This is a genomic window from Oceanobacillus sojae (assembly GCF_007991515.1).
Lineage (GTDB): Bacteria > Bacillota > Bacilli > Bacillales > Amphibacillaceae > Oceanobacillus > Oceanobacillus sojae.
On sequence record NZ_BJYM01000019.1, the window covers coordinates 23,276 to 43,021 of the forward strand.

Genomic DNA, 19,746 nt, shown 5'->3' on the forward strand with positions numbered 1-19,746 from the left:
CTTGTTTAGGGGTCTTCTTTTTTTATTTACTCTACCAAGTAATCGGTGATTCGTTTTCAAAAGGTTCAGTTGATTCTCGTAAGCGCTTGACATCAAAGCTGCCCATGGTATACTAGGTGACATAGAGAGCGCTTTTTATAATCAAATCTTTATACAAAAAAACGAAATAATTTAAATATAATTTCTATATGATAGTAACGATTAGGATTGTTATAGCATGCTTCTGAGCTACACAAAACCTATTTACAAATATCTTTATTTGTAAATAGGTTTTTTTATATTCTGACATCAATAAAGATACAAAAATGTAAATTAATACAATATAGTGCAGGTAAGGAGGCCAATGAAATGAAAATAAGAAAAATCCTTAACAATAGTGCTGTTATTACAAGAGATAGTAATAATAAAGAGATTATTGTAATGGGAAAAGGGATTGCTTATAACAAAAAGAATGGTGATTCCATCGATCAGGATAAAGTTTATAAAACGTTTTCCGCTGACTCTCAGACAATTCACAGCCGAATAATTGAGATGATAGATGAGATTCCGGTAAAATACATTGATTTATCCGAACAGATTATTAATATCGCGAAGGAAAAGCTTGAAACTCCTTTAAATGACAGTATTTATATATCTTTAACGGATCATATTTATACGAGTATTCAAAGATATCATGAAGGGATCCCCTTGAAAAATAAATTACAATGGGAGATCAAACATTTTTATCAAAAGGAGTTTGAAATTGGACAAGAGGCTGTGATGCTGATAAAAAACGAAACGGGCATTTCGATGCTGGAGGATGAAGCGGGTTTTATTGCTGTCCATATTGTCAGTGCTGAATTAGATGGAGAGGTGCATAATTCCTATCAAATAACAAACTTTATTCAACAGATTACCCATATCGTTAAATATTATTTTTCCATCGAATTTGACGTGGAATCGCTTGCATATCATCGTTTTGTTACACATTTAAAGTTTTTTGGTCACCGTATTTTTTTACAAAATAATAAAAAAGAAAATCCGCTGGATAATGATTTATTAGAAATTATTAAAGAAAAATATGTGCAGCCTTATCTATGTTCCTTGAAGATAAAAGAATATGTGGAACAAAAATATGATTATATTCTGGATAATGACGAACTATTGTATCTAACCATTCATATAGCAAAAATAATAAAGCAATAGCTTCAATAATAACCTTTAAGGCGGTGATTGATGAACGATAGCTCTGGCAGAGGATGGTGACATTAAGTTGGCTAAACCTTCATTAATACATTTAAAAATGGAGGAGAAAGCATGAAAAATGAAAAATTAGTAAATCAAATTATAAAGGCAGTAGGGGGAAAGAACAATATAAATAATGTCGTTCATTGTGCTACCCGTTTACGGTTTACTTTGAAGGACGATTCCAAAGCGGATGATGAAGAAATTAAATCCATAAAAGAAGTATTGTCCCTGGTTAAAAAAGGAGGACAATACCAATTAGTCATTGGAAATAATGTGGATCGTGTCTATAATGATTTAGCAAAAGTAATCGGTATCGGTTCGGGCGACAATGGCAAGAAAAATGATGATAGGTCCGTTTTTGATAAAGTTATCGGCACAATTACTGGATCGATAGCGCCGATAATTCCGTTACTTGCCGGCTGCGGTATGGGAAAAGTATTATTGCTTGTACTAACGATGCTTGGCTGGTTAACAACAGAATCGGATACGTATATTGTCTTAAACTTAATGTTTGATACAGGGTTCTACTTCATGCCCGCATTTATCGGTTTTTCTGCGGCTAAAATTTTTGGGGCCAACCAGTACTTAGGTGCGTTTCTTGGTCTGGTGATGGTGCATCCTGATTGGATGGCTTTAGTGTCAGAAGGAGATCCTGTTACATTTTTAGGTATTGGTGTTTCCTTAGTTAAATATTCAGCAACATTGGTTCCGGCCCTGCTTGCTGTATGGATTATGTCTTATGTAGAACGATTTGTTAAAAAAATAGTGCCTGAGATGATTAAAGTATTCGCAGAACCGTTGCTGGTAGCTTTAATCAGCGTACCTTTAGCACTAATTATTGTCGGTCCGGTCGGCGATTTCATTTCTTCTTTAATTGCCCAAGGAAGCATGTTTGTTTATAATCATGGCGGCTTTATTGCTATTCCATTATTGGCAATGGTATATCCTTGGTTAGTGTCTATCGGTATTCATAAGGCATTAAGTCCAATTAGTATTGATCTTGTAGCGACCAGAGGATTCGACCCAATTATTCGTGTTGTTGCCCTTTGTTCCAATATGGCTCAGGCTTCTGCTTCCCTTGCCGTATCCATTAAAAGTAAAAATACTCAATTGAAATCTTTGGCGTTTTCTTCAAGTATGGCGGCTTTCTTAGGTGGAATTACAGAGCCTGCTTTATATGGGGTTAACCTAAAATTGAAAAAGCCTATGTATGCATGTATGATCGGTGGTGCAGCAGCAGGGTTGTTTGCAGGTATCATGAAACTCAAAGCTTTTATTTATGTTACTCCAGGTCTTTTAAGTTTACCTATGTGGATTTCAGAAGAGGAAAACAATATTCTGCTGGCTATTTTTACACTGATTATATCAGCAGTTGTAACCTTTATAGCAACATTTGTTATCGGATTTGATGATCCGGTTGAAGAAAAGTCCCAAGAATCAAATATGGTTAAAAATGATGAAGCTGCTAAAAAACATACCAAATTAAAAAGTCCTTTAGATGGTGAATTGATTCCATTGGAAAATGTTAATGATGAGACTTTTTCCAGTGGCATTATGGGAAAAGGCATTGCAATTAAACCGGAAAACGGGAAATTATATGCCCCTTGTGATGGTGTAGTAAGTGCAGCATTCAGCAGCGGCCATGCCGTTGGCTTAACCACGGATGATGGCGTAGAGATACTGGTTCATATAGGAATCGACACCGTTTCATTGGAAGGAAAGTATTTCCATTCATCTGTTGAAAAAGGACAGGTTATTAAAAAAGGGGACTTACTTATAGAATTCGATATAGACCAAATAGTGAAGGCTGGATATGAAACAACAACGATTGTCATTATTACAAATAGCGATGATTATTTAGATGTTGTTCCTGTAAATAAAAAGAATGTCAAAGCGGCAGATGATTTATTAGCAATAATTTGAAAGGGGAAGAGTTAAATGATTTATGCAGATTTACATGTTCATACCAACCATAGTGATGGAGTATGTGAAATAAAGGATGTTTTAGATAGAGCGAAAGAAAAAAATATAAAAGCACTTGCTATCACTGACCATGATACAGTCGATCATTGGGCAGAGGTTAAGCAATATTCTGAGGAATTAGGCATAGAGGCGATTCGCGGTGTGGAAATGAGCTGCTATGATTTTGATGTATATAAAAAAGTACATGTGCTCGGCTTATGGATTGAAAAAACAGATCATATTGAAAAATTGTGTACAAAAACCTTACAGGCACGCGATAATTATCATAAAGAACTCATCGAAGAGTTGAAGCAGAAAAATTACTATATCACCTATGCAGATGCCAAAAAGTATTCTAAATATAATATTGTTTTTAAAATGCATCTTTACCAGGCTTTAAAGGAAAAATATTCGGATGATATGAATCCTGAAAAATATAAACAGTTATTTGCTTCCAAAACCTCTATTGAAACAGATATGAAAATGGAATATATAGATGTTAAAAAAGGCATTGAAGCTATTCAAAAAGATGGTGGTATTGCAGTGCTGGCTCATCCTTGTGTATACGATAATTATGACGAAATTGAAAAGTATGTGAATTTTGGGTTGCAGGGAATAGAAATTAATCATTCAAAAATGAAAGCAATTGATTATAAATTGACAGAAGAATTTGCTTCCAAATTCAATTTGTATCGAAGCGGTGGAAGTGATTTTCACGATCCAGAATTGCTTCAGTTTGGTAATAATGGCTTGACGGAAGAGCAGTTCATAGAATTGAAGCGTAATGCTGGTAAATAGAAGATTTAAGTGAAAAAAAGGCAGCATGTACTCTGATTTAATTGGGTGCGTGCTGTCCTTTTTTAAACGTTCGGGATGTATCTTCACATAGACATTTGAGTTGTTTTATTTAAGCTTTTGACCAAAACAAATCTCAAGCTTGTTTATGATGTTGAAATATATCAATGGTTGCCTTCATAGCTGACTCATTCCTTCTGCTTTCTTTAAATAGGAGGAATATGGATTGAGAAGGAATAGAAACTTTACTTTTGAATTCTATTTGCTCCAGACAATCTGCATAATCAGATTGATTCACTTCCGTATCAGACAAAAATCCAATCCCTTTTAAATCAATAATAAATTGAATGGCTAAATCACTATGTCCCACTTCCATCCTAGGTTTGGCTCTTTGCTCGTTCTCATTTTCCATCCATGATTGAAACGAACGCCCCCAGTTCAGATAAATCCAAGTCTGATTAGCTAATTCTTGGAATCCTGCGGGCTTACTTATGTTCAAATCCTTATGCTTATACAAATGAAAGGTATCTTGTTGAATCAGTATGGAAGAGATTTCCTTGCGCATCGGCTTATTATAAACAATACCAAAGTCTGTTGATCCATCTAAAACATGCTGAATGACAAAAGAGGAATGATCTGTTCGCAAATGGATGTGTGCCGGCTGATGCACTTGATGTAATTCTTTGATGATTTTCGTATTCATTTTTCTCCAAAGTGAATAAGCAGCAGAAATTGTGATTTGAAAGCTTTCCTCTAACTCCTCTTCAGCAATCTTTTTCGTCTGTTCCCATAAATCCATTTGACGCTGCAGCAGAGGCAGCAGTTTATAACCAATGGCAGTCAGTTCGATATTACCTTTATGTCTCACTAATAACTTTTGTCCATAGAATGCTTCTGTCTGCTGAATACGTGCTGTCACTGTGGACTGCTCTGCTGTTTTGGTGAAGTTTTTTAATTCAACGACTGTTAAGAAGGTCCTTATTTGCTCATAATGCATTTTTCTTCCTCCTATCGAAAAAGTCAATAGTAACTATTTAATTATTCGTTTTGTCTATTATACTATCTTGCTTTTATAATATAAACAAAGGAGGGAGAAGCATGGCAGTAAAAGAAATTCTATTATTGGGAAATCCGAAATTACATGAAATCAGCTCTTTGGTGGCAGAAGAGGAAATGGATGAATTGTTGCCTGCTGTCCAGGATCTTCACGATACATTGTTGGATTTCAAATCAAAATATGATGCAGGGCGTGCCATTGCGGCACCTCAAATCGGAGTTTTTAAAAGAATGATTTACATGTATATTGACAAACCGTTTGTATTTATCAATCCGGAATTAGTGATTACCAATCATGAAAAAATGGAGGTGTGGGATGATTGCATGAGCTTTCCGGATCTGCTTGTCAAAGTACAAAGATATAAGGCGTGTACGATTCATTATCGGGATATCGATTGGAAGAAACAGAGTATGGAGCTGACAGATGATTTATCAGAGCTGCTTCAGCATGAATATGACCACTTAGACGGTATCCTGGCAACTTCAAAAGCTGTTGATAATCAATCCTTTGCTCTGCGTTCCCAAAGAAGCAATATAGATAAGGAGGAGGGCCAATGAAAAAGAAGATTGGGATAATCGGCGGTATAAGTGCTGCATCAACAATTCATTACTATAAGAGGCTGACAGATTTATATTATGAAAAGTATCAGGATTATTATTATCCCGAAATTCTGATTCATAGTCTGGATTTTCAGTATTTCACAGACTTAGAGAACGAGCATCGAAAAGAAGAGTACATAGATTATATCTTCCGGAAAATAAATGGGTTGGAACGAGCCGGGGCTGAGGTAGTGATAATGGCTGCCAATTCTCCTCACTCTGTATTTAAAGAAATAGAACAACTTGTTAATGTGCCTATGATCAGCATTGTTGAATCAACAGCTTTAAAAGCAATGGAGAAAAAATATGCCAAATTGCTTTTAACGGGCATTAAATACACCATGCAATCTACCTTTTATCAAGACATATTTAAACAATATGGGCCGGAAGTCATTACGCCGAATGAACAGCATCAAAACGAAATCAATTCCTTTATTTTTGATGAGTTGGTTATACAGCATTTTTCCAACCAGACGAAAAGCCGTTTTATTGAAATAATTAATAATTATGATGTGGATGCTGTTATACTTGGTTGTACAGAATTACCATTACTTTTGTCGAGTGATGATTGTGATATACCGCTTTTGGATACAGTTTCTTTACATGTTCAAAAAACACTAGATTATAGTGTAGAGTGAAGAAAATTGTTGATTGCAGGAAATAAAAAATAACTTGGAGGGACTATATATGACACAGCGGATGAACTTTTTTGAGCTCGCACCTGAGGCAGTGGGGATGATGAGGGAGATTGAAAAGTACACGAGAAAAAGTAACATTGACCGTAAACTCCAGGAGCTAATTAAAATCCGGGTATCACAAATAAATGGCTGTGCATTTTGTTTGAATATGCATACAATAGAAGCCCGGAAGATAGGGGAAACAGAACAGCGATTATATTGTGTCAGTGCCTGGAGGGATTGTACTTTTTATTCTGAAAAAGAAAAGGTTGCTTTAGAGTTAGTGGAACAAATTACGCTGATTTCAAAAAATGATGTATCGGAAGATTTATTTGATCGTGTTCGAATACATTATACGGAGAAGGAATACCTGGACTTAATTGTGTTGATTAATCAAATTAATAGCTGGAACCGGCTTTCTATTGCAACAGGGGCGATGGCAGAGTGATTAAGATAGCATTGGATAATTTGGTGAGTAGTAAATTGTTAATATTTCTTTGCATGGAAACTTTGTTTCCTAGTTATTATTTCAATTTATAAATGCTGATATAGATTTCATAATAAATGCTAGGGTAGAAAAATAATTCTCGAGGAGGTTAGATAAATGAGTAAACCTGTCATTCGAACTTACAAGGATTCAAATGATTTAAAACGGATGCAGAAACTCACACAAGCTATATGGCCACTGGAACCTAATTACCATATAGGCGATCTGGCTTGGCAACGCTACCGACATGCTGGGCGCGAGGATGATTGGGATACTGCAATTTGGGAATTGGATGGGAATCCCGTTGCTTGGGGATGGATTCAAAAACCTGGTGAGTTAATATGTCAAGTTCATCCTGATTTTCCTGAAGTGGCCAGGGATGTTATTGACTGGTTTAATAAAATAACTAAAACCAATGAGCAAAAAGTGCTTGTCCTGGAAACGGAATCGCATCTTATTTCTGCCTTAGAAGATTCTTTATTCACCCCATTAGCAGAAAATCCAGAAGTCCTTACAAAAATTTCATTGGATAGTTGTTCCTTTCCTGTTCAATTACCAGATAAATTTAAGGGTCGCCATATCAAGGGTTCTGAGGATTTAACAAATCGTGTGGCAGTGCATAGGGCTGCATTTGATAAAACCAGAGTCACAGAAGAAAGTTACTTGAACGTTATGAATACCTATCCTTATGATCCTTCGCTTGATTGGGTAATAGAATCTCCAAATGGTGAGTTCATCGCATCTTGTTTAATTTGGTATGATGAAGTTAACAAGGTGGGGTTACTGGAACCTGTTGGAACGAATCCGGGATTTAGGAGAATGGGTTTAGCGAGTTCAGTCAGCAAGCTTGCTCTCAATGCTTTGAGTGAAAAGGGGGCAAAAACAGCGGTTGTTGTTTGTACCTCCCCAGATGCATGTGAGCTTTACAAGTCTATCGGTTTTGAACAATTCGCTCAAACAAAATCATTTCATCGTTTAAAATAGAGCCAGATTGGACACCCTTTATACCTGCAATAATGAAGGGAGCAGGTTAAGGGTATGGTATATATCATAATAAAAAGCCCCTATGTTCAAGGTATAACTTAAACGTAAGGGCTTTGTTCATTTCCAAAGATTTTGGGTTTTACATAAGAACCCCCTGTACAACAAGGCCAAGCACCAACCCTAAGAAAATAGAAGACAACGTACCTAGCAGGAAATACTCTGCCCAGTTCCGGTCATCTAACTGTTTGAACCGCGCAATGGATTTGGCTGCAATAATAAAAGCAATTGACGGATACGCACCAACCGCTGTTAATATAATCACTAGTAATCTTTCCAGATAGCCGATAAGTTTTCCGTGCGAACGAAGCGGGGTAGAGTAGGTAAAATAATGATATTCCTCTGTGAAACGATTATCTGCTCCCGCGTGAATTTTTTCCTTTCCGGCAGCGATTTGATTTTTTAATGTCAGCTCGCCTTCAAAATTAGCAAATTCAGAGGGCAGGGAGCCGATGATAAATTTTACAATATGCCCGCTGACGCTTGTGGCTAAAATATAAATGATAATCATAAATAATACGGTATGGAATGGATTTAAACTGCTTGCCCCATGCAACAAATCAAAGAGCTCCGCCGTCATTTTTGCAGCTGTCATATGAAAGAAAAGGATACAAGCTATGAGTATCATGATGATATGCAAGACTTGATCTGATAGAAAATATCCAAGTCTTTTTATATTATCCGTCGGACTTTTTGGAATAGAATCTACTAATTTTATTTTTAACAAATCAATCACAAGATGCGTGAGGATAATAAAGGCAAAGGGCAGGATAAAATAGTAGATTATATGTTGAAATTCATATTGGTATCCCCATATTATCGCCAGCGCAATGCCTGTTGTCACCAGGTGATGAAGTAAGTGTTTTTTCAAATGTTTTATTTTATTTTGCACCATCTGATCCGTTTGCAGCCAAAAATCAGCAATCAGATGCGCAAGTAACAGCAATAATATAGTCATGACAAACTCCTTTCTTCAGGAAAATAATCATTTAGATGCGTCCTTATATTTTGTCTGATATTTTCCTGCAGTTTATCCGTCTGAGCCTGCCAATCTTGTACACCTAATGAATCCAGCACCTTTACAATGTTATAAAAAGCATTCAAAATAAGATGCGTTTTTCCTTGTTTCATATGATGGGATATCGTAGCTGTTGTTCTTCCAAGATATTCACTTACTTTATTCTGTTGACCGAGTATGGCATATAAAGAACAGACGAGAGACTGTATTTCGGTTTGTTCATTTATTTGCTCCTGCTTTAAAGTTAAACTGGTATTTATTAAGGCTTCGAACTGCTGACTGAAAACAGTAAAGCTCTGTCCCTCTGATAAAGGAGGTAATTCAAAGTGAAACAGTAATCTGTTCGTCTGTTTTTTTAAATGATTATTGGCATTTCTAGCTTGTTTCATTAAGGGGTGAATCCAGGTTTCTATGTTTATTTCGCTGATATCCTCTTGAATATCACCAAATGATAACCCGAAATAGGGCTTATGATCGGGAAACCGCCAAATACGGCTTAGATAGAAAGCAAGTGTATAAGCCGAAGCATAACCGCTGCTTACAACCACCAATTCATCACCAGCGCGGTGGCTGACCTTTGTGACAGCTGTATTCTCTGTCCATTCGGTAATGTAGTTTTTTAATTGCTCCAGGTATTCGCTTAATTCATTTCCGATATTTTCTTTTGATGAATTACTTATATCCATAATGAAGATAGAGACTTCATTTGCCATGAAGAAACAGCTCCTTCCTTATCGAATGTAGTAATAAGTTTGATTATATAATCGAATATAACAAAAATTAGATGAAATAGTCAAACTTTATTGAGATTAGATGATTTAGACTAATATAGTAGAAATAAAGAGATTTTTTTATTTACAGTTGAAAAAAGCGGGTGATAATACATTATATTTTGCATCATCACCCGCTTTTATTTAATTCTATTTCAAAGTGCTTTTTTTATACTGAATGAAAAAACTAATATACCCGATCTCCATCCGGCTCTTCATCTAAAATATGATGCGCAAACCAATCCAGATTTTGTTTAAGAATAGCGCGGTGGATGCCCGGCTTGTCTGAACCATGCAGCATGTCTTTGAAGATGACCAGCTCTGTTTCTACACCGACATCCTTCAAGCCGCGATATAGTTCATAGGCATTTGGAACAGGAACCCGGGGATCCTTTTCACCGTGCTGAATCAAGGTTGGTGTTGAAGCATTATTAATATAAGTCATAGGCGAGGTCTTTCGATAGATTTCTTCGTCATTCCATGGCGTATCTCCTAAATAGTAGCGTGTAAAATGAGTAATATCCGTATTGACATAGTAGGTCATCCAGTTGGAAATACCGGCTCCGACCGAAACGGCTTTAAACCGGTCGCTGTATGTTGCACAAAAAGCAGATATATAGCCGCCCTGGCTCCAGCCCAGGATGCCGACTTTTTCCGGATCTGCTACCTTGCTGTCAACCAAAAAATCGACTCCGGAAATAATATCTTGATAGTCTCCCAGCCCCAGCTTCCGGAAATTTGCCGAGCGAAAGGCTTCTCCGTAGCCGGCGCTGCCCCTGTAGTTAGGCTCCAGAACAACAAACCCTTTCTCTATAAATTGTTCGATTGGCTGATATCTATTTGTGGTCGGGGTTGCTAATGATATGCCTGTTGGGCCGCCATGAACGGCAAGTACAAGCGGATAGGTCTTCGAATCATCGTAATCAGCCGGTTTTGATAATATGCCTTCAATTTCCAATCCATCTTCTGTTTTCCAGGAAATAATTTCTTTTTTACTTTTCGTTTTTCCTTCGTAAAGCTTATATTGCTTGGTCAGCTGTTTATTATCAAGATATACTTCAGCAGCTGCTTGTGAAGTTGCCTTAACATATGCAGCATGCTTGCCATCCGTCGTAATAGCCGGGTAAGTCACCACTATGTCAGATGAATCAAAAAGCGGTGTCAATGTGCCATCTTCTGCGATAAGCCCGGTCATGTAATTGGTCCGTTCCAGCCAGGTAATGTGGATACCATTTTTAGTCCAGCGAACAGGAGAAATATTTTCATCGATGTTCAGTGGAAGCTGTTTGACTTGTTTGACTTTTAAATCATAGATTTCCAGCATAACGTTTGCGTATATTTTTTTCTGTGTAAGGCGGCTATAGCAAATTTTTGACCCATCATAGGAAAATAGAACAGGTCCCGCTTGTAAAGGGCTGATATCTAATTTTACAAATTCATTGGTTTCCAGGTCCAACAAATAAGTTTCCTGGCTTAACAGGTCAGTGAATCTGGGAGTAGGGGCAGAGCTAAAGACAATTTTCCGGCTGTCTGGTGAAATATCAAAATAATAAATATACCTATCCAGCGATTCCGTCAATGGTGTAATTGCCTTATCTTTGTTATCTTCACCGTTTTCATCTGCCGCTTCCCTTAAGTCCTTTGGCAGCATGTCCAGCACTTTGGCATGTTGTTTCCCTTTATCAAGATCCAGAAAGTACAATGCATTATAATGAAAATCTTGATCCACATAGGAAAATTCTCCGTACATGTCACTGCGGCTTTTCAGTTTATCCGGTTCAGGGCGCTTTGCGGTGAAGAAAAGGCCTTTACCGTCTGGAGCCCATTTAAAATAATCAATATTATGTTCGGCATGAGAAATCTGTATTGCTGCTGTTTCCTCGTCAGTTTGGATAAAAATCTGCTTTGTTTTTTTGTCGCCTTCACCAGCTGTGCTGAGAAAAGCAAGGGTTTGCCCATCCGGTGACCAGCAAGGCTGCGTACTTTCATTTTCACCTATTGTTAAGGGATAATTTTTATCGGTATGTTTGTCATAAATCCAGACATGCTGAGGGTATGTATTATTGTCCCAGTCCGTTGTGCTTTTTACATAAGCTACACGCCGTCCATCCTCGCTGATGGCAACATCCTGGAATGTTGGTAAAGCTATTATTTCTTCTATTGTTAAATAATTTGCATGGTTATTGGGCATAAGTATACTCCTTTCAGATTATCGTTTAATAGTTTTACTTTTGATTTGATAATTCTCTGCGGTTTCAGTTTGCTGTAAAAGATTTTCGGTAGATTTCCTGTGACCATGCTTAAAACTTCTCAAGATGATATATTTTGGGGACCATTCTGACTTTTATTAAGCTGATATAATTTTTGAACTATAGCTTATCGGAATTTGTTTTTTGCAAATCAAAAATCCGGTTGTACTAAAATAGTTTTTGTATCATTAATCACCTCGTTTTGAAAAGGGTTTCAATATATTTATAATAATCCTATTATTTTACAACTTCAAGTTATTTAAAAAATAGATAAAATAAAATCCTTTTTCTAAGAATTTTCGATAACGCATATCCTTTCCCTTGAGTTTTTCGTATATATTATGGAGATAAATATACTAGAATGGAGGATTAAAAAATGGTTATTGCAGCAATTTATGATATCCATGGTAACTTACCAGCGTTAAATGCTGTGTTGAATGATATTGAAGAACTCGACCCGGATTCTATTGTGATTGGAGGAGATATTGTTTCTGGACCAATGCCAGGGCAGACCTTGGAACGACTTTTGCCTTTAGGTGAAAAACTGAACTTTGTACGTGGGAATGGAGATAGAGAGGTGGTAATGGCTTTTGACGGTAAAAAACTTCCTTCTGCCATGTCAGAACAGGGTCGTAAGAGGACACAATGGGTTGCTGAACAGTTAACCCAATTTCAAAGGGATTTCCTGTCCGAATTACCAATGACAGTAACCATTCCTATTGATGGATTGGGCGATATTCTTTTTTGTCATGCTACACCAAGAAGTGATGAAGAAATATTTACATCGCTTACCCCGCAGGAAAAGCTCGATAATATTTTTTCTGACATTCAGCAAAAGATTGTCATTTGTGGGCACACTCACATGCAATTTGAAAGAAAGTTGCGTGACATACAAATTTTTAATGCAGGCAGTGTAGGAATGCCGTTTGCAGATAAACCAGGAGCATATTGGATTTTAATTAGCCCAAAAGGAATTGAATTCCGCTTTACATCCTACGATGTTGAAATGGCTGCTCAAGAAATTATAGCAAGTGGTGATCCACAAGGTTATGAATTTGCTGAAAAGAATGTAATTGAAATCCCGACAGCTTTGGAGGCGGCTGAATTACTTGAAAAGAGTTAATAACATTTATACAAATGTAATATACTTATTTTCTTTTAATCAATCCTGCATGAATCCTATAACTGCTTAGAATTCTTTAAAAAAACTAAAACTAAATTGACACAAACCCAGACGCATGGATTAGCTATTTTCTTAATATCAGCAGGATTTATCTGATAGTATACTGTCTTCTTCATTAATTGATATGGTCAACATTTCCAAAAGACCGGATTGCCAGGATATTTACTAACCTGAAATTACTCTCCGCATCATTAGTAAATTTAAATTGCATAAATTTACTAAAATAATCAATTCATTTAATTGAGAATTATTATCATTTATTGTATAGTAGATAGTAACGATAAATATAATGGAGAAGGAGAATATATAATGAAAATATACTGGACTAAAATAAATGAGATTATTGATGAAACCCCTGAGGTTAAAACATATATGCTTGAGTGCCCGGAAGACTATACATGGGAAGAGGGTTCCCATATTCATCTTGCACTGGAGGGTTTTAATGCGGGAGATAAACCAAACCGCAGTCTGATTCGCCATATGTCGATTTCCACTTTACCGCATGAAAATTTAATCGGTATCACAACACGTATCAAAGAGCAGTGCTCTGAATTTAAAACGATTTTAAGAGAGATGGAAGTTGGGCAGGAAGTTGCTGTATTTAAAACACATACGAATGTACCGCTTAAAAGAGAAGACAGAAATGTGTATCTGCTGTCAGCAGGGGTTGGCCTGGCAACCTTCAGACCACTCGTACTGGATTATTTCGAGTGTGCCGACAACGTCAATCAAATTCATTCCCTGAACATTGATTCATCAAGAGATTTCCTATTCACTAATATTTTTGAACCCGCACCTGACAAGAAATTCACATCACAGTTCGTAGATAATCGTAAAGATTATTATGAAGAAGTGAAAAATCTTGCTGAAGACAAGGCTGGGCTCTTTTATGTTGTCGGCAGTGACGAATTCCTGGCGGAGAACATTGAGGTTTTGCGTGAGCAGGGCATCCAGCCGGAACAGATTATGCTCGACAAGCATGAAGGTCAGCGGGCTGAATTTTTACCATCTGATGTTTCTATTTAAGCAAGACAATTCTCTTTTTAATCAACATTAAATGATAACCCATAAATGATAGAAAAGCTGCGTTTAGTATAATACTGAATGCAGCTTTTTTCTGTAATTAGACAGAAGATAGACGTGTGAAAAGAAAAACTCTCTTTTCCAAATAACGTAAGCATTTAAATCAAATCAACTAACCAATAATCATTCGCAAACCATCATTAAAAAGGTCATTAACTGTCTTTCCTGCTGAAAAATATTCTTCAATACCTGCTGTCAGTGTAGGATATTCCTGATTAAATGATTCCATATGAAGTTCTTGCATCTCCTGTTCAGTGATCCTCGTTTGTTCTTCAATAACATGGCCGAAAGTAAAGCGGGTTGCAGTTAAAACAATCAAACGTGATTGGCGCAACTCTACTCCCGCATTCACCAGGGATTTTATTGCAGTCTCAGATAAATTAGCCATCGTTAACGAAAGGTGTGCTCCTGCAACGACACGTCCTCCATCAGTATATGCGAGCATTGCTTTACGTAAATGATTAAATATATTAAGCAGCCAATCTTGCCAGGGCTCTTCATTTTCTGCCTCTTTCAGATCATGAAACTCCATCTGCAGAATAGCTTCAGCCATTTCATTCACCAAAGCATGTTTATTTTTAAAATGCCAGTATAATGCAGGAGCTTGGACATTTAATCTGCTTGCCAGCTTTCTTAGCGTGACTCCTTCAAGTCCGCTTTTATTAAGCAGCTCTAAAGCTTCTGTTATAATTTGTTGTTTTTTTAGTGCCATAGTGTACTCCTTTCTTTAGCTGTATGTGCTCTTGACAGTATATCATAAAAGGAGTATAAGTTTACTTAACACCGTTAAATTTAACGGTGTTAAGTAAACTTATACAGGAGGTTTTATCATGAAAGCAGCCGTACTGCACAAATTTGGAGAAACGCCACGTTATGAAGATTTCGCAGATCCGTCTCCAGGTAAAAATGAAGTTTTAATCCATGTGAAAGCTGTAGCTCTTGAAAATGTTGATCAGATGATAGCGAGAGGGGAGCATTTTGCGAGCCGTCAATTTCTTTCTGAATTACCGGCTATCGTCGGACTTAGAGGTGTGGGCGAGCGTTCCGATGGAAAACTGGTTGGATTTTCGGGTGCAAAATCTCCATATGGCGCCATGGCAGAAAAAGCAGTTGTTTCTAAAGAATCCATTGTCCTGGTTCCTGATGGAGTCAGCGCCGAAGAAGCAGTTGCTCTTCCACCTGCCGCATTGACTTCACTTTTTCCGCTTAAATGGGGAGCGAAGATGAAGCCTGGCGAGACCGTGCTTATAAACGGCGCTACCGGGATTGCAGGTAAGCTTGCTGTTCAAATCGCAAAACTCCTTGGTGCAGGGCGCGTCATCGGCACCGGCCGGAACGAAGAATCTTTGCAGCGGATCAAGGAATTGGGTGCAGATACAGTGTTGAACCTTAAACAGTCTGAAGATAATTTATCTGCATCCTTTAAAAAGGAGGTAGATGAAGGGATAGATATTATTTTGGATTTTTTATGGGGGCCTCCAACAGAAACACTCCTAAAATCGATCGTACCAAAAGAAATAAGCTTAAATGGACATCGAACGCACCTTGTTCAAATAGGGGAAAAGGCAGGATCAGATCTCAAGCTTCCCGCAAGTGCTCTACGGACCTCTGGTCTTGAAATTTCCGGAGGCGCTGCAGGTATAACTCCTGCATTCATAGAGGAAGGAACAAATCTGATATGGAAGTGGCTAAATGAAGGTAAACTTCATATGGACATGGAAAGTGTTTTGCTTCAAGATATTGAAAATGTCTGGAACTGTTCCGATTTTCAAGGGAAAAGGATTGTAATTCATCCTTAAGGATTATATTAACAAGGGAGAAACAAGGAACAAAGATACGTATGTATTCATTTAATTATGTCGAACAGGCATATTTACTTTAAAAATTAAAAGCATTCACTCTCCCTACAATTTTTCTTTTCCATATATTAACACGCCTATTTCATCGTATTCATCTTGACTACACGAATGTAAGTTCGTATACTTTAAGTACAAACATACATTCGTGTCAGGAGAGAGTATGATGAAAAATATTATGATGGCGGATTACTCTAATGAACCGCGCCGGGATATTATGTGCATCGATGTCAAATCATTTTTTGCAAGCGCAGAAGCTGCTGCACGCAAGCAGCATCCTTTAAAAGCGCGGATTGCGGTTGTATCGAAACCGGATAATCAGGGCGGTTTAGTTTTAGCCTCGTCTCCTCTGGTAAAAAAAGAATACGGGGTTAAAACCGGAACAAGGATTTACGAGATCCCGCTTCACGCAAATATAGAAATTGTTGAGCCTCGTATGGCATTGTATTTGGAGAAGAACCTAGAAATATTACGTATTTTTAAACGGTATGTAACGAAAGAGGATTTGCTTGTTTATTCAATCGATGAGTCGTTTCTTGATGTGACTAAATCAAGAAAGCTTTTTGGAAGTGCGCATGAGATAGCAAAAAAAATCCAGCGTGATGTATGGAGAGAATTAGGCTTAGTGCTGACAGTGGGGATAGGGGATAATCCTCTTTTAGCAAAATTAGCGCTTGATCATCAGGCAAAACACGACGAAAAGCGTGGCTTTGTTGGTGAATGGCGTTACGAGGATGTGCCTCATAAAGTATGGAAAATTGAACCGTTGGCGGATTTCTGGGGAATCGCCCAGAAAACAGAAGCAAATTTAAATCGGTTAGGTATCAGGAATATTTATGATTTGTCTCAATACAGTATTGATAAATTAAAGGAAAGGTTCGGAGTCATTGGAGAACAGCTTTTTTGCCATGCACATGGGATCGACCGGACACGGTTATCGGATAGTTATAAACCTAAAAGCACATCATTCAGCAGAAATCAGATATTAAACAGAGACTATACAGTTAAACATGATGTGGAAACCGTTATCCGGGAAATGACAGACGAGAATGCAGCAAGATTAAGAAAATACAATCTAATGACCGGTGTAGTAAAGCTGTATATTGGATACTCCAGAGATGTAGCACAAGGTGGATTCAATCATCAGATGAAGATTGAGCCTACCGATTCCTCAAAAAAATTGAAAGAGTATATGCTGCTTATCTTTAATAAGTATTATAAAAAAAACACACCTGTAAGGACTGTTAACGTCACCTTTGGAAAAATTCAGCCAAAGCAATTATTGCAGCTGGATTTATTTGAGCCGCCAGAAGAAGCGGTAGAAAATGAAGAGCTGGACAGGACGATTGATTTTGTCAGAGAAAAGTATGGTTATACTTCGTTGCTGCATGCCTCCAGCTTACTTGACGGCGGAATGGCGAGATACCGTGCGAAATTGCTTGGCGGTCACCGATCTGGAAAGGAAGAGTGATATGGAGCAAATATCGATAACGCGCTTCACACCTGAAAAAATTGGATATAGAGACAGAGGTATTATGAAATGGTTAGGAATGATGCTATCAGACCATTCCGAAGCACTGAAAAAAGAAGAAATAGATGATCAGCTGATAGAAGTGAAAGCAAAAGAAAAGATGGACGAAGAAGAAATAGCCGGTGTGTTGTATCAGGCCTTTGTAACGGATTCTCCTGTTTGTATTCAAGCAAATGTTATCAGAAATGGTAACTACTATAAAGATTTAGAATGTAAGATATCCGGATATGTTGATAATCGGATTTATTTATTTTTAAAAGATGGGCGGGCGACCAGCTGTACACTGGAGGAAATAAGAAATGTGGAGATGATGAACATGCTTGATTGGTATCGAAAAAGAAGATAATAAACAAAAAGAATATCCCGATATTTTTTGTTTAGCTTGAAATCATTGCAGAAGCTCCATATTGGCAACGAAAGATGATAATCATTTTGTTATATTCACCCTAATTAATTTAGTTTATTAGGTACATCAGCCTTTCCTTTTTTGCATATAGTTACATTTACTATTCATAGGAAAGAAATGAGGTGAATACAATTGCGTCGCAAACTAGAAAAATTTGTTGATCTACTTCCAGAAATACGGCTTCTAAAGCCTTATAAAAAAACGAAGTATGGAGCTCATTATGAAATGACGATGAAGCAATTCAGGAAGAAAGTACATCGGGATTTACCACCAACAACCTTATGGGGTTATAACGGTCAATTTCCTGGACCGATGATTGAAGCAAATCGGGATGAACCTGTTCACGTAACATGGCTGAATCAATTGCCAAGTAAACATCTGCTTCCTGTTGATGTATCAATTCATGGACTTGATCAACTGCCTGCTGTACGCACTGTGGTGCATCTGCATGGTATTGAGACAAAACCAGAAAGCGATGGGCATCCGGAAGCGTGGTATACAAATAACTTTCGGGAAACCGGGCCTACTTTTTCGAGAAAAACATTCACGTATCCAAATCATCAGCGCGGAAGTCTGCTTTGGTATCATGATCATGCGATGGGAATTACACGATTAAATGTATATGCAGGACTTGCAGGAATGTACATTTTGCGTGATAAACAGGAGGAAGCTTTAAACCTGCCGATGGGGGACTATGAGATTCCGCTTATGATTACAGACCGGAGCTTTAACGACGATGGTTCATTATTTTATCCATCACAGCCTGATGATGCAGCTGCTAATCTGCCAAACCCTTCTATTTTGCCTGCCTTCAATGGAGATAAAATATTAGTTAACGGAAAGATATGGCCTTACTTGGAGGTTGAACCGAGAAAATACCGCTTCCGGATTTTGAATGCTTCAAATACACGGTCTTATCGATTACGGCTTGATTCCAATACATTATTCCAACAAATCGGTTCTGATGGCGGATTGCTTAGAAGTACAGTCGAAATGGAGGAAATCAATTTTCAGCCGGCAGAACGAATTGATGTCATTATTGATTTTTCGAAAGCAGCCGGTCAATCCATCATATTAAAAAATGATTTAGGAGCAAATGCTAATCCAGATGACGAAACTGGGGAGATTATGCAATTTCGAGTTACGAAGCCATTAAAAAATAAGGATAGCAGTCATTTGCCTTCCGCTTTATCTGTTATTCCTTCATTAAAACAGAATGATGTTTCGGGCATTCGCTATTTAAAATTAGTCGGTTCTTCTGACGAATTTGATCGTCCCTTATTACTTCTAAGCAATAAACACTGGCATGACCCAGTTACAGAAAATCCGCGGCTTGGATCAACAGAGATATGGGGTTTTACAAATACAACAAATTTTTCTCATCCAATTCATATTCATCTGGTTCAATTCCAGGTGTTGGAGCATCAACCATTCGATCTGGACCAATATAATATAGATGGAAAAATTATATTTACAGGACCGCCTCAATCGCCGGCAGCAAATAACCGCGGCTGGAAAGATACTATTGAGGCGCCAGCAGCTAACATTACCAGAGTAATTGCTAAATTTGCACCATATAGCGGAGAGTTTGTGTGGCACTGTCATATTTTAGAGCATGAAGATTATGATATGATGCGGCCTTATATGGTTGTAGATGAAGATGAATATGACGAAAAGTAATGCTGAATTTATACAGAATAAGAGCTGGAATTGATTCAGCTCTTTTTTTGAGGTATTAAATAAAGTGAATACTGGCGTACTGTTTTCATAGGAAGCATATCCAAATGAGAGGGAGGGATTTTTAT

At 37.5% G+C, this 19,746-nt stretch carries 18 protein-coding genes; 13 read left to right on the forward strand and 5 right to left on the reverse strand.

The window, feature by feature from the left end; genetic code table 11:
* Positions 1–348 precede the first annotated feature (348 nt).
* The 3 genes from licT to OSO01_RS19030 all read left to right on the forward strand — a co-directional run bounded on the left by licT (position 349) and on the right by OSO01_RS19030 (position 3,987).
* Complete coding sequence (licT, locus tag OSO01_RS19020) at positions 349–1,185, forward strand: BglG family transcription antiterminator LicT (RefSeq protein WP_077602913.1); 837 nt, start codon at positions 349–351, stop codon at positions 1,183–1,185.
* A gap of 111 nt (positions 1,186–1,296) precedes the next feature.
* On the forward strand, positions 1,297–3,150 hold the full coding sequence (locus tag OSO01_RS19025; RefSeq protein ID WP_147212068.1) for a PTS beta-glucoside transporter subunit IIBCA: 1,854 nt from the start codon (positions 1,297–1,299) through the stop codon (positions 3,148–3,150).
* 15 nt (positions 3,151–3,165) lie between these two features.
* On the forward strand, positions 3,166–3,987 hold the full coding sequence (locus OSO01_RS19030) for a PHP domain-containing protein (RefSeq protein ID WP_147212069.1): 822 nt from the start codon (positions 3,166–3,168) through the stop codon (positions 3,985–3,987).
* A 133-nt stretch (positions 3,988–4,120) separates the two neighbouring features.
* On the opposite strand, the gene OSO01_RS19035 is transcribed toward OSO01_RS19030, so the two are convergent.
* Positions 4,121–4,981: a LysR family transcriptional regulator gene (locus tag OSO01_RS19035; RefSeq protein ID WP_147212070.1), complete on the reverse strand. Its 861-nt coding sequence runs from the start codon at positions 4,979–4,981 to the stop codon at positions 4,121–4,123.
* 101 nt (positions 4,982–5,082) lie between these two features.
* On the opposite strand from OSO01_RS19035, the gene OSO01_RS19040 reads away from it, so the two are divergent.
* The 4 genes from OSO01_RS19040 to OSO01_RS19055 all read left to right on the forward strand — a co-directional run bounded on the left by OSO01_RS19040 (position 5,083) and on the right by OSO01_RS19055 (position 7,788).
* Positions 5,083–5,598 carry a peptide deformylase gene (locus OSO01_RS19040; RefSeq protein WP_147212071.1) on the forward strand — a complete coding sequence of 172 codons (516 nt, stop codon included), beginning with the start codon at positions 5,083–5,085 and terminating at the stop codon, positions 5,596–5,598.
* Positions 5,595–6,278: an aspartate/glutamate racemase family protein gene (locus tag OSO01_RS19045; protein ID WP_147212072.1), complete on the forward strand. Its 684-nt coding sequence runs from the start codon at positions 5,595–5,597 to the stop codon at positions 6,276–6,278. The genes OSO01_RS19040 and OSO01_RS19045 overlap by 4 nt, the downstream gene beginning before the upstream one ends.
* 49 nt (positions 6,279–6,327) lie before the next feature.
* Complete coding sequence (locus tag OSO01_RS19050; RefSeq protein ID WP_147212073.1) at positions 6,328–6,765, forward strand: carboxymuconolactone decarboxylase family protein; 438 nt, start codon at positions 6,328–6,330, stop codon at positions 6,763–6,765.
* 156 nt (positions 6,766–6,921) lie between these two features.
* Entirely contained in the window at positions 6,922–7,788 is an 867-nt protein-coding gene (locus tag OSO01_RS19055) for a GNAT family N-acetyltransferase (RefSeq protein WP_147212074.1), read from the forward strand.
* 139 nt (positions 7,789–7,927) lie between these two features.
* Here OSO01_RS19055 and OSO01_RS19060 read toward each other — a convergent pair whose 3' ends face one another.
* The 3 genes from OSO01_RS19060 to OSO01_RS19070 form a co-directional block, all read right to left on the reverse strand.
* Positions 7,928–8,803, reverse strand: coding sequence for a DUF3307 domain-containing protein (locus OSO01_RS19060; RefSeq protein WP_147212075.1), 876 nt, complete (start codon positions 8,801–8,803; stop codon positions 7,928–7,930).
* Positions 8,800–9,576, reverse strand: a complete 777-nt coding sequence (locus OSO01_RS19065) for a hypothetical protein (protein ID WP_147212076.1) — start codon at positions 9,574–9,576, stop codon at positions 8,800–8,802. The genes OSO01_RS19060 and OSO01_RS19065 overlap by 4 nt, the downstream gene beginning before the upstream one ends.
* Positions 9,577–9,820: 244 nt before the next feature.
* Entirely contained in the window at positions 9,821–11,824 is a 2,004-nt protein-coding gene (locus OSO01_RS19070; protein ID WP_147212077.1) for a S9 family peptidase, read from the reverse strand.
* Positions 11,825–12,258: 434 nt separating this feature from the next.
* On the opposite strand from OSO01_RS19070, the gene OSO01_RS19075 reads away from it, so the two are divergent.
* On the forward strand, positions 12,259–13,005 hold the full coding sequence (locus OSO01_RS19075) for a metallophosphoesterase family protein (RefSeq protein ID WP_147212078.1): 747 nt from the start codon (positions 12,259–12,261) through the stop codon (positions 13,003–13,005).
* Positions 13,006–13,374: 369 nt separating this feature from the next.
* The gene (locus OSO01_RS19080; protein WP_147212079.1) at positions 13,375–14,091 is read left to right on the forward strand and encodes a dihydropteridine reductase; all 717 of its coding nucleotides are present in this window, start codon (positions 13,375–13,377) and stop codon (positions 14,089–14,091) included.
* A 169-nt stretch (positions 14,092–14,260) separates the two neighbouring features.
* Here the strand turns inward: OSO01_RS19080 and OSO01_RS19085 are convergent, their stop codons facing one another.
* Entirely contained in the window at positions 14,261–14,860 is a 600-nt protein-coding gene (locus tag OSO01_RS19085) for a TetR family transcriptional regulator (protein ID WP_147212080.1), read from the reverse strand.
* Positions 14,861–14,978: 118 nt separating this feature from the next.
* Here OSO01_RS19085 and OSO01_RS19090 point away from each other — a divergent pair, with 118 nt between their 5' ends.
* From OSO01_RS19090 to OSO01_RS19105, 4 genes are all read left to right on the forward strand, one after another.
* Positions 14,979–15,947: a quinone oxidoreductase family protein gene (locus tag OSO01_RS19090; protein WP_147212081.1), complete on the forward strand. Its 969-nt coding sequence runs from the start codon at positions 14,979–14,981 to the stop codon at positions 15,945–15,947.
* Positions 15,948–16,170: 223 nt separating this feature from the next.
* Positions 16,171–17,475: a Y-family DNA polymerase gene (locus OSO01_RS19095; protein WP_198048585.1), complete on the forward strand. Its 1,305-nt coding sequence runs from the start codon at positions 16,171–16,173 to the stop codon at positions 17,473–17,475.
* Between the two features lies 1 nt (position 17,476).
* On the forward strand, positions 17,477–17,881 hold the full coding sequence (locus OSO01_RS19100; protein WP_147212082.1) for a hypothetical protein: 405 nt from the start codon (positions 17,477–17,479) through the stop codon (positions 17,879–17,881).
* 192 nt (positions 17,882–18,073) lie between these two features.
* Entirely contained in the window at positions 18,074–19,621 is a 1,548-nt protein-coding gene (locus OSO01_RS19105) for a multicopper oxidase family protein (protein WP_147212083.1), read from the forward strand.
* Positions 19,622–19,746: the final 125 nt, after the last annotated feature.

Bases quoted from the DNA above. Each gene is read 5' to 3' on its own strand.
- licT (WP_077602913.1), top strand. From the start codon at position 349: ATGAAAATAAGAAAAATCCTTAACAATAGTGCTGTTATTACAAGAGAT.
- OSO01_RS19025 (WP_147212068.1), top strand. From the start codon at position 1,297: ATGAAAAATGAAAAATTAGTAAATCAAATTATAAAGGCAGTAGGGGGA.
- OSO01_RS19030 (WP_147212069.1), top strand. From the start codon at position 3,166: ATGATTTATGCAGATTTACATGTTCATACCAACCATAGTGATGGAGTA.
- OSO01_RS19035 (WP_147212070.1), bottom strand. From the start codon at position 4,981: ATGCATTATGAGCAAATAAGGACCTTCTTAACAGTCGTTGAATTAAAA.
- OSO01_RS19040 (WP_147212071.1), top strand. From the start codon at position 5,083: ATGGCAGTAAAAGAAATTCTATTATTGGGAAATCCGAAATTACATGAA.
- OSO01_RS19045 (WP_147212072.1), top strand. From the start codon at position 5,595: ATGAAAAAGAAGATTGGGATAATCGGCGGTATAAGTGCTGCATCAACA.
- OSO01_RS19050 (WP_147212073.1), top strand. From the start codon at position 6,328: ATGACACAGCGGATGAACTTTTTTGAGCTCGCACCTGAGGCAGTGGGG.
- OSO01_RS19055 (WP_147212074.1), top strand. From the start codon at position 6,922: ATGAGTAAACCTGTCATTCGAACTTACAAGGATTCAAATGATTTAAAA.
- OSO01_RS19060 (WP_147212075.1), bottom strand. From the start codon at position 8,803: ATGACTATATTATTGCTGTTACTTGCGCATCTGATTGCTGATTTTTGG.
- OSO01_RS19065 (WP_147212076.1), bottom strand. From the start codon at position 9,576: ATGGCAAATGAAGTCTCTATCTTCATTATGGATATAAGTAATTCATCA.
- OSO01_RS19070 (WP_147212077.1), bottom strand. From the start codon at position 11,824: ATGCCCAATAACCATGCAAATTATTTAACAATAGAAGAAATAATAGCT.
- OSO01_RS19075 (WP_147212078.1), top strand. From the start codon at position 12,259: ATGGTTATTGCAGCAATTTATGATATCCATGGTAACTTACCAGCGTTA.
- OSO01_RS19080 (WP_147212079.1), top strand. From the start codon at position 13,375: ATGAAAATATACTGGACTAAAATAAATGAGATTATTGATGAAACCCCT.
- OSO01_RS19085 (WP_147212080.1), bottom strand. From the start codon at position 14,860: ATGGCACTAAAAAAACAACAAATTATAACAGAAGCTTTAGAGCTGCTT.
- OSO01_RS19090 (WP_147212081.1), top strand. From the start codon at position 14,979: ATGAAAGCAGCCGTACTGCACAAATTTGGAGAAACGCCACGTTATGAA.
- OSO01_RS19095 (WP_198048585.1), top strand. From the start codon at position 16,171: ATGAAAAATATTATGATGGCGGATTACTCTAATGAACCGCGCCGGGAT.
- OSO01_RS19100 (WP_147212082.1), top strand. From the start codon at position 17,477: ATGGAGCAAATATCGATAACGCGCTTCACACCTGAAAAAATTGGATAT.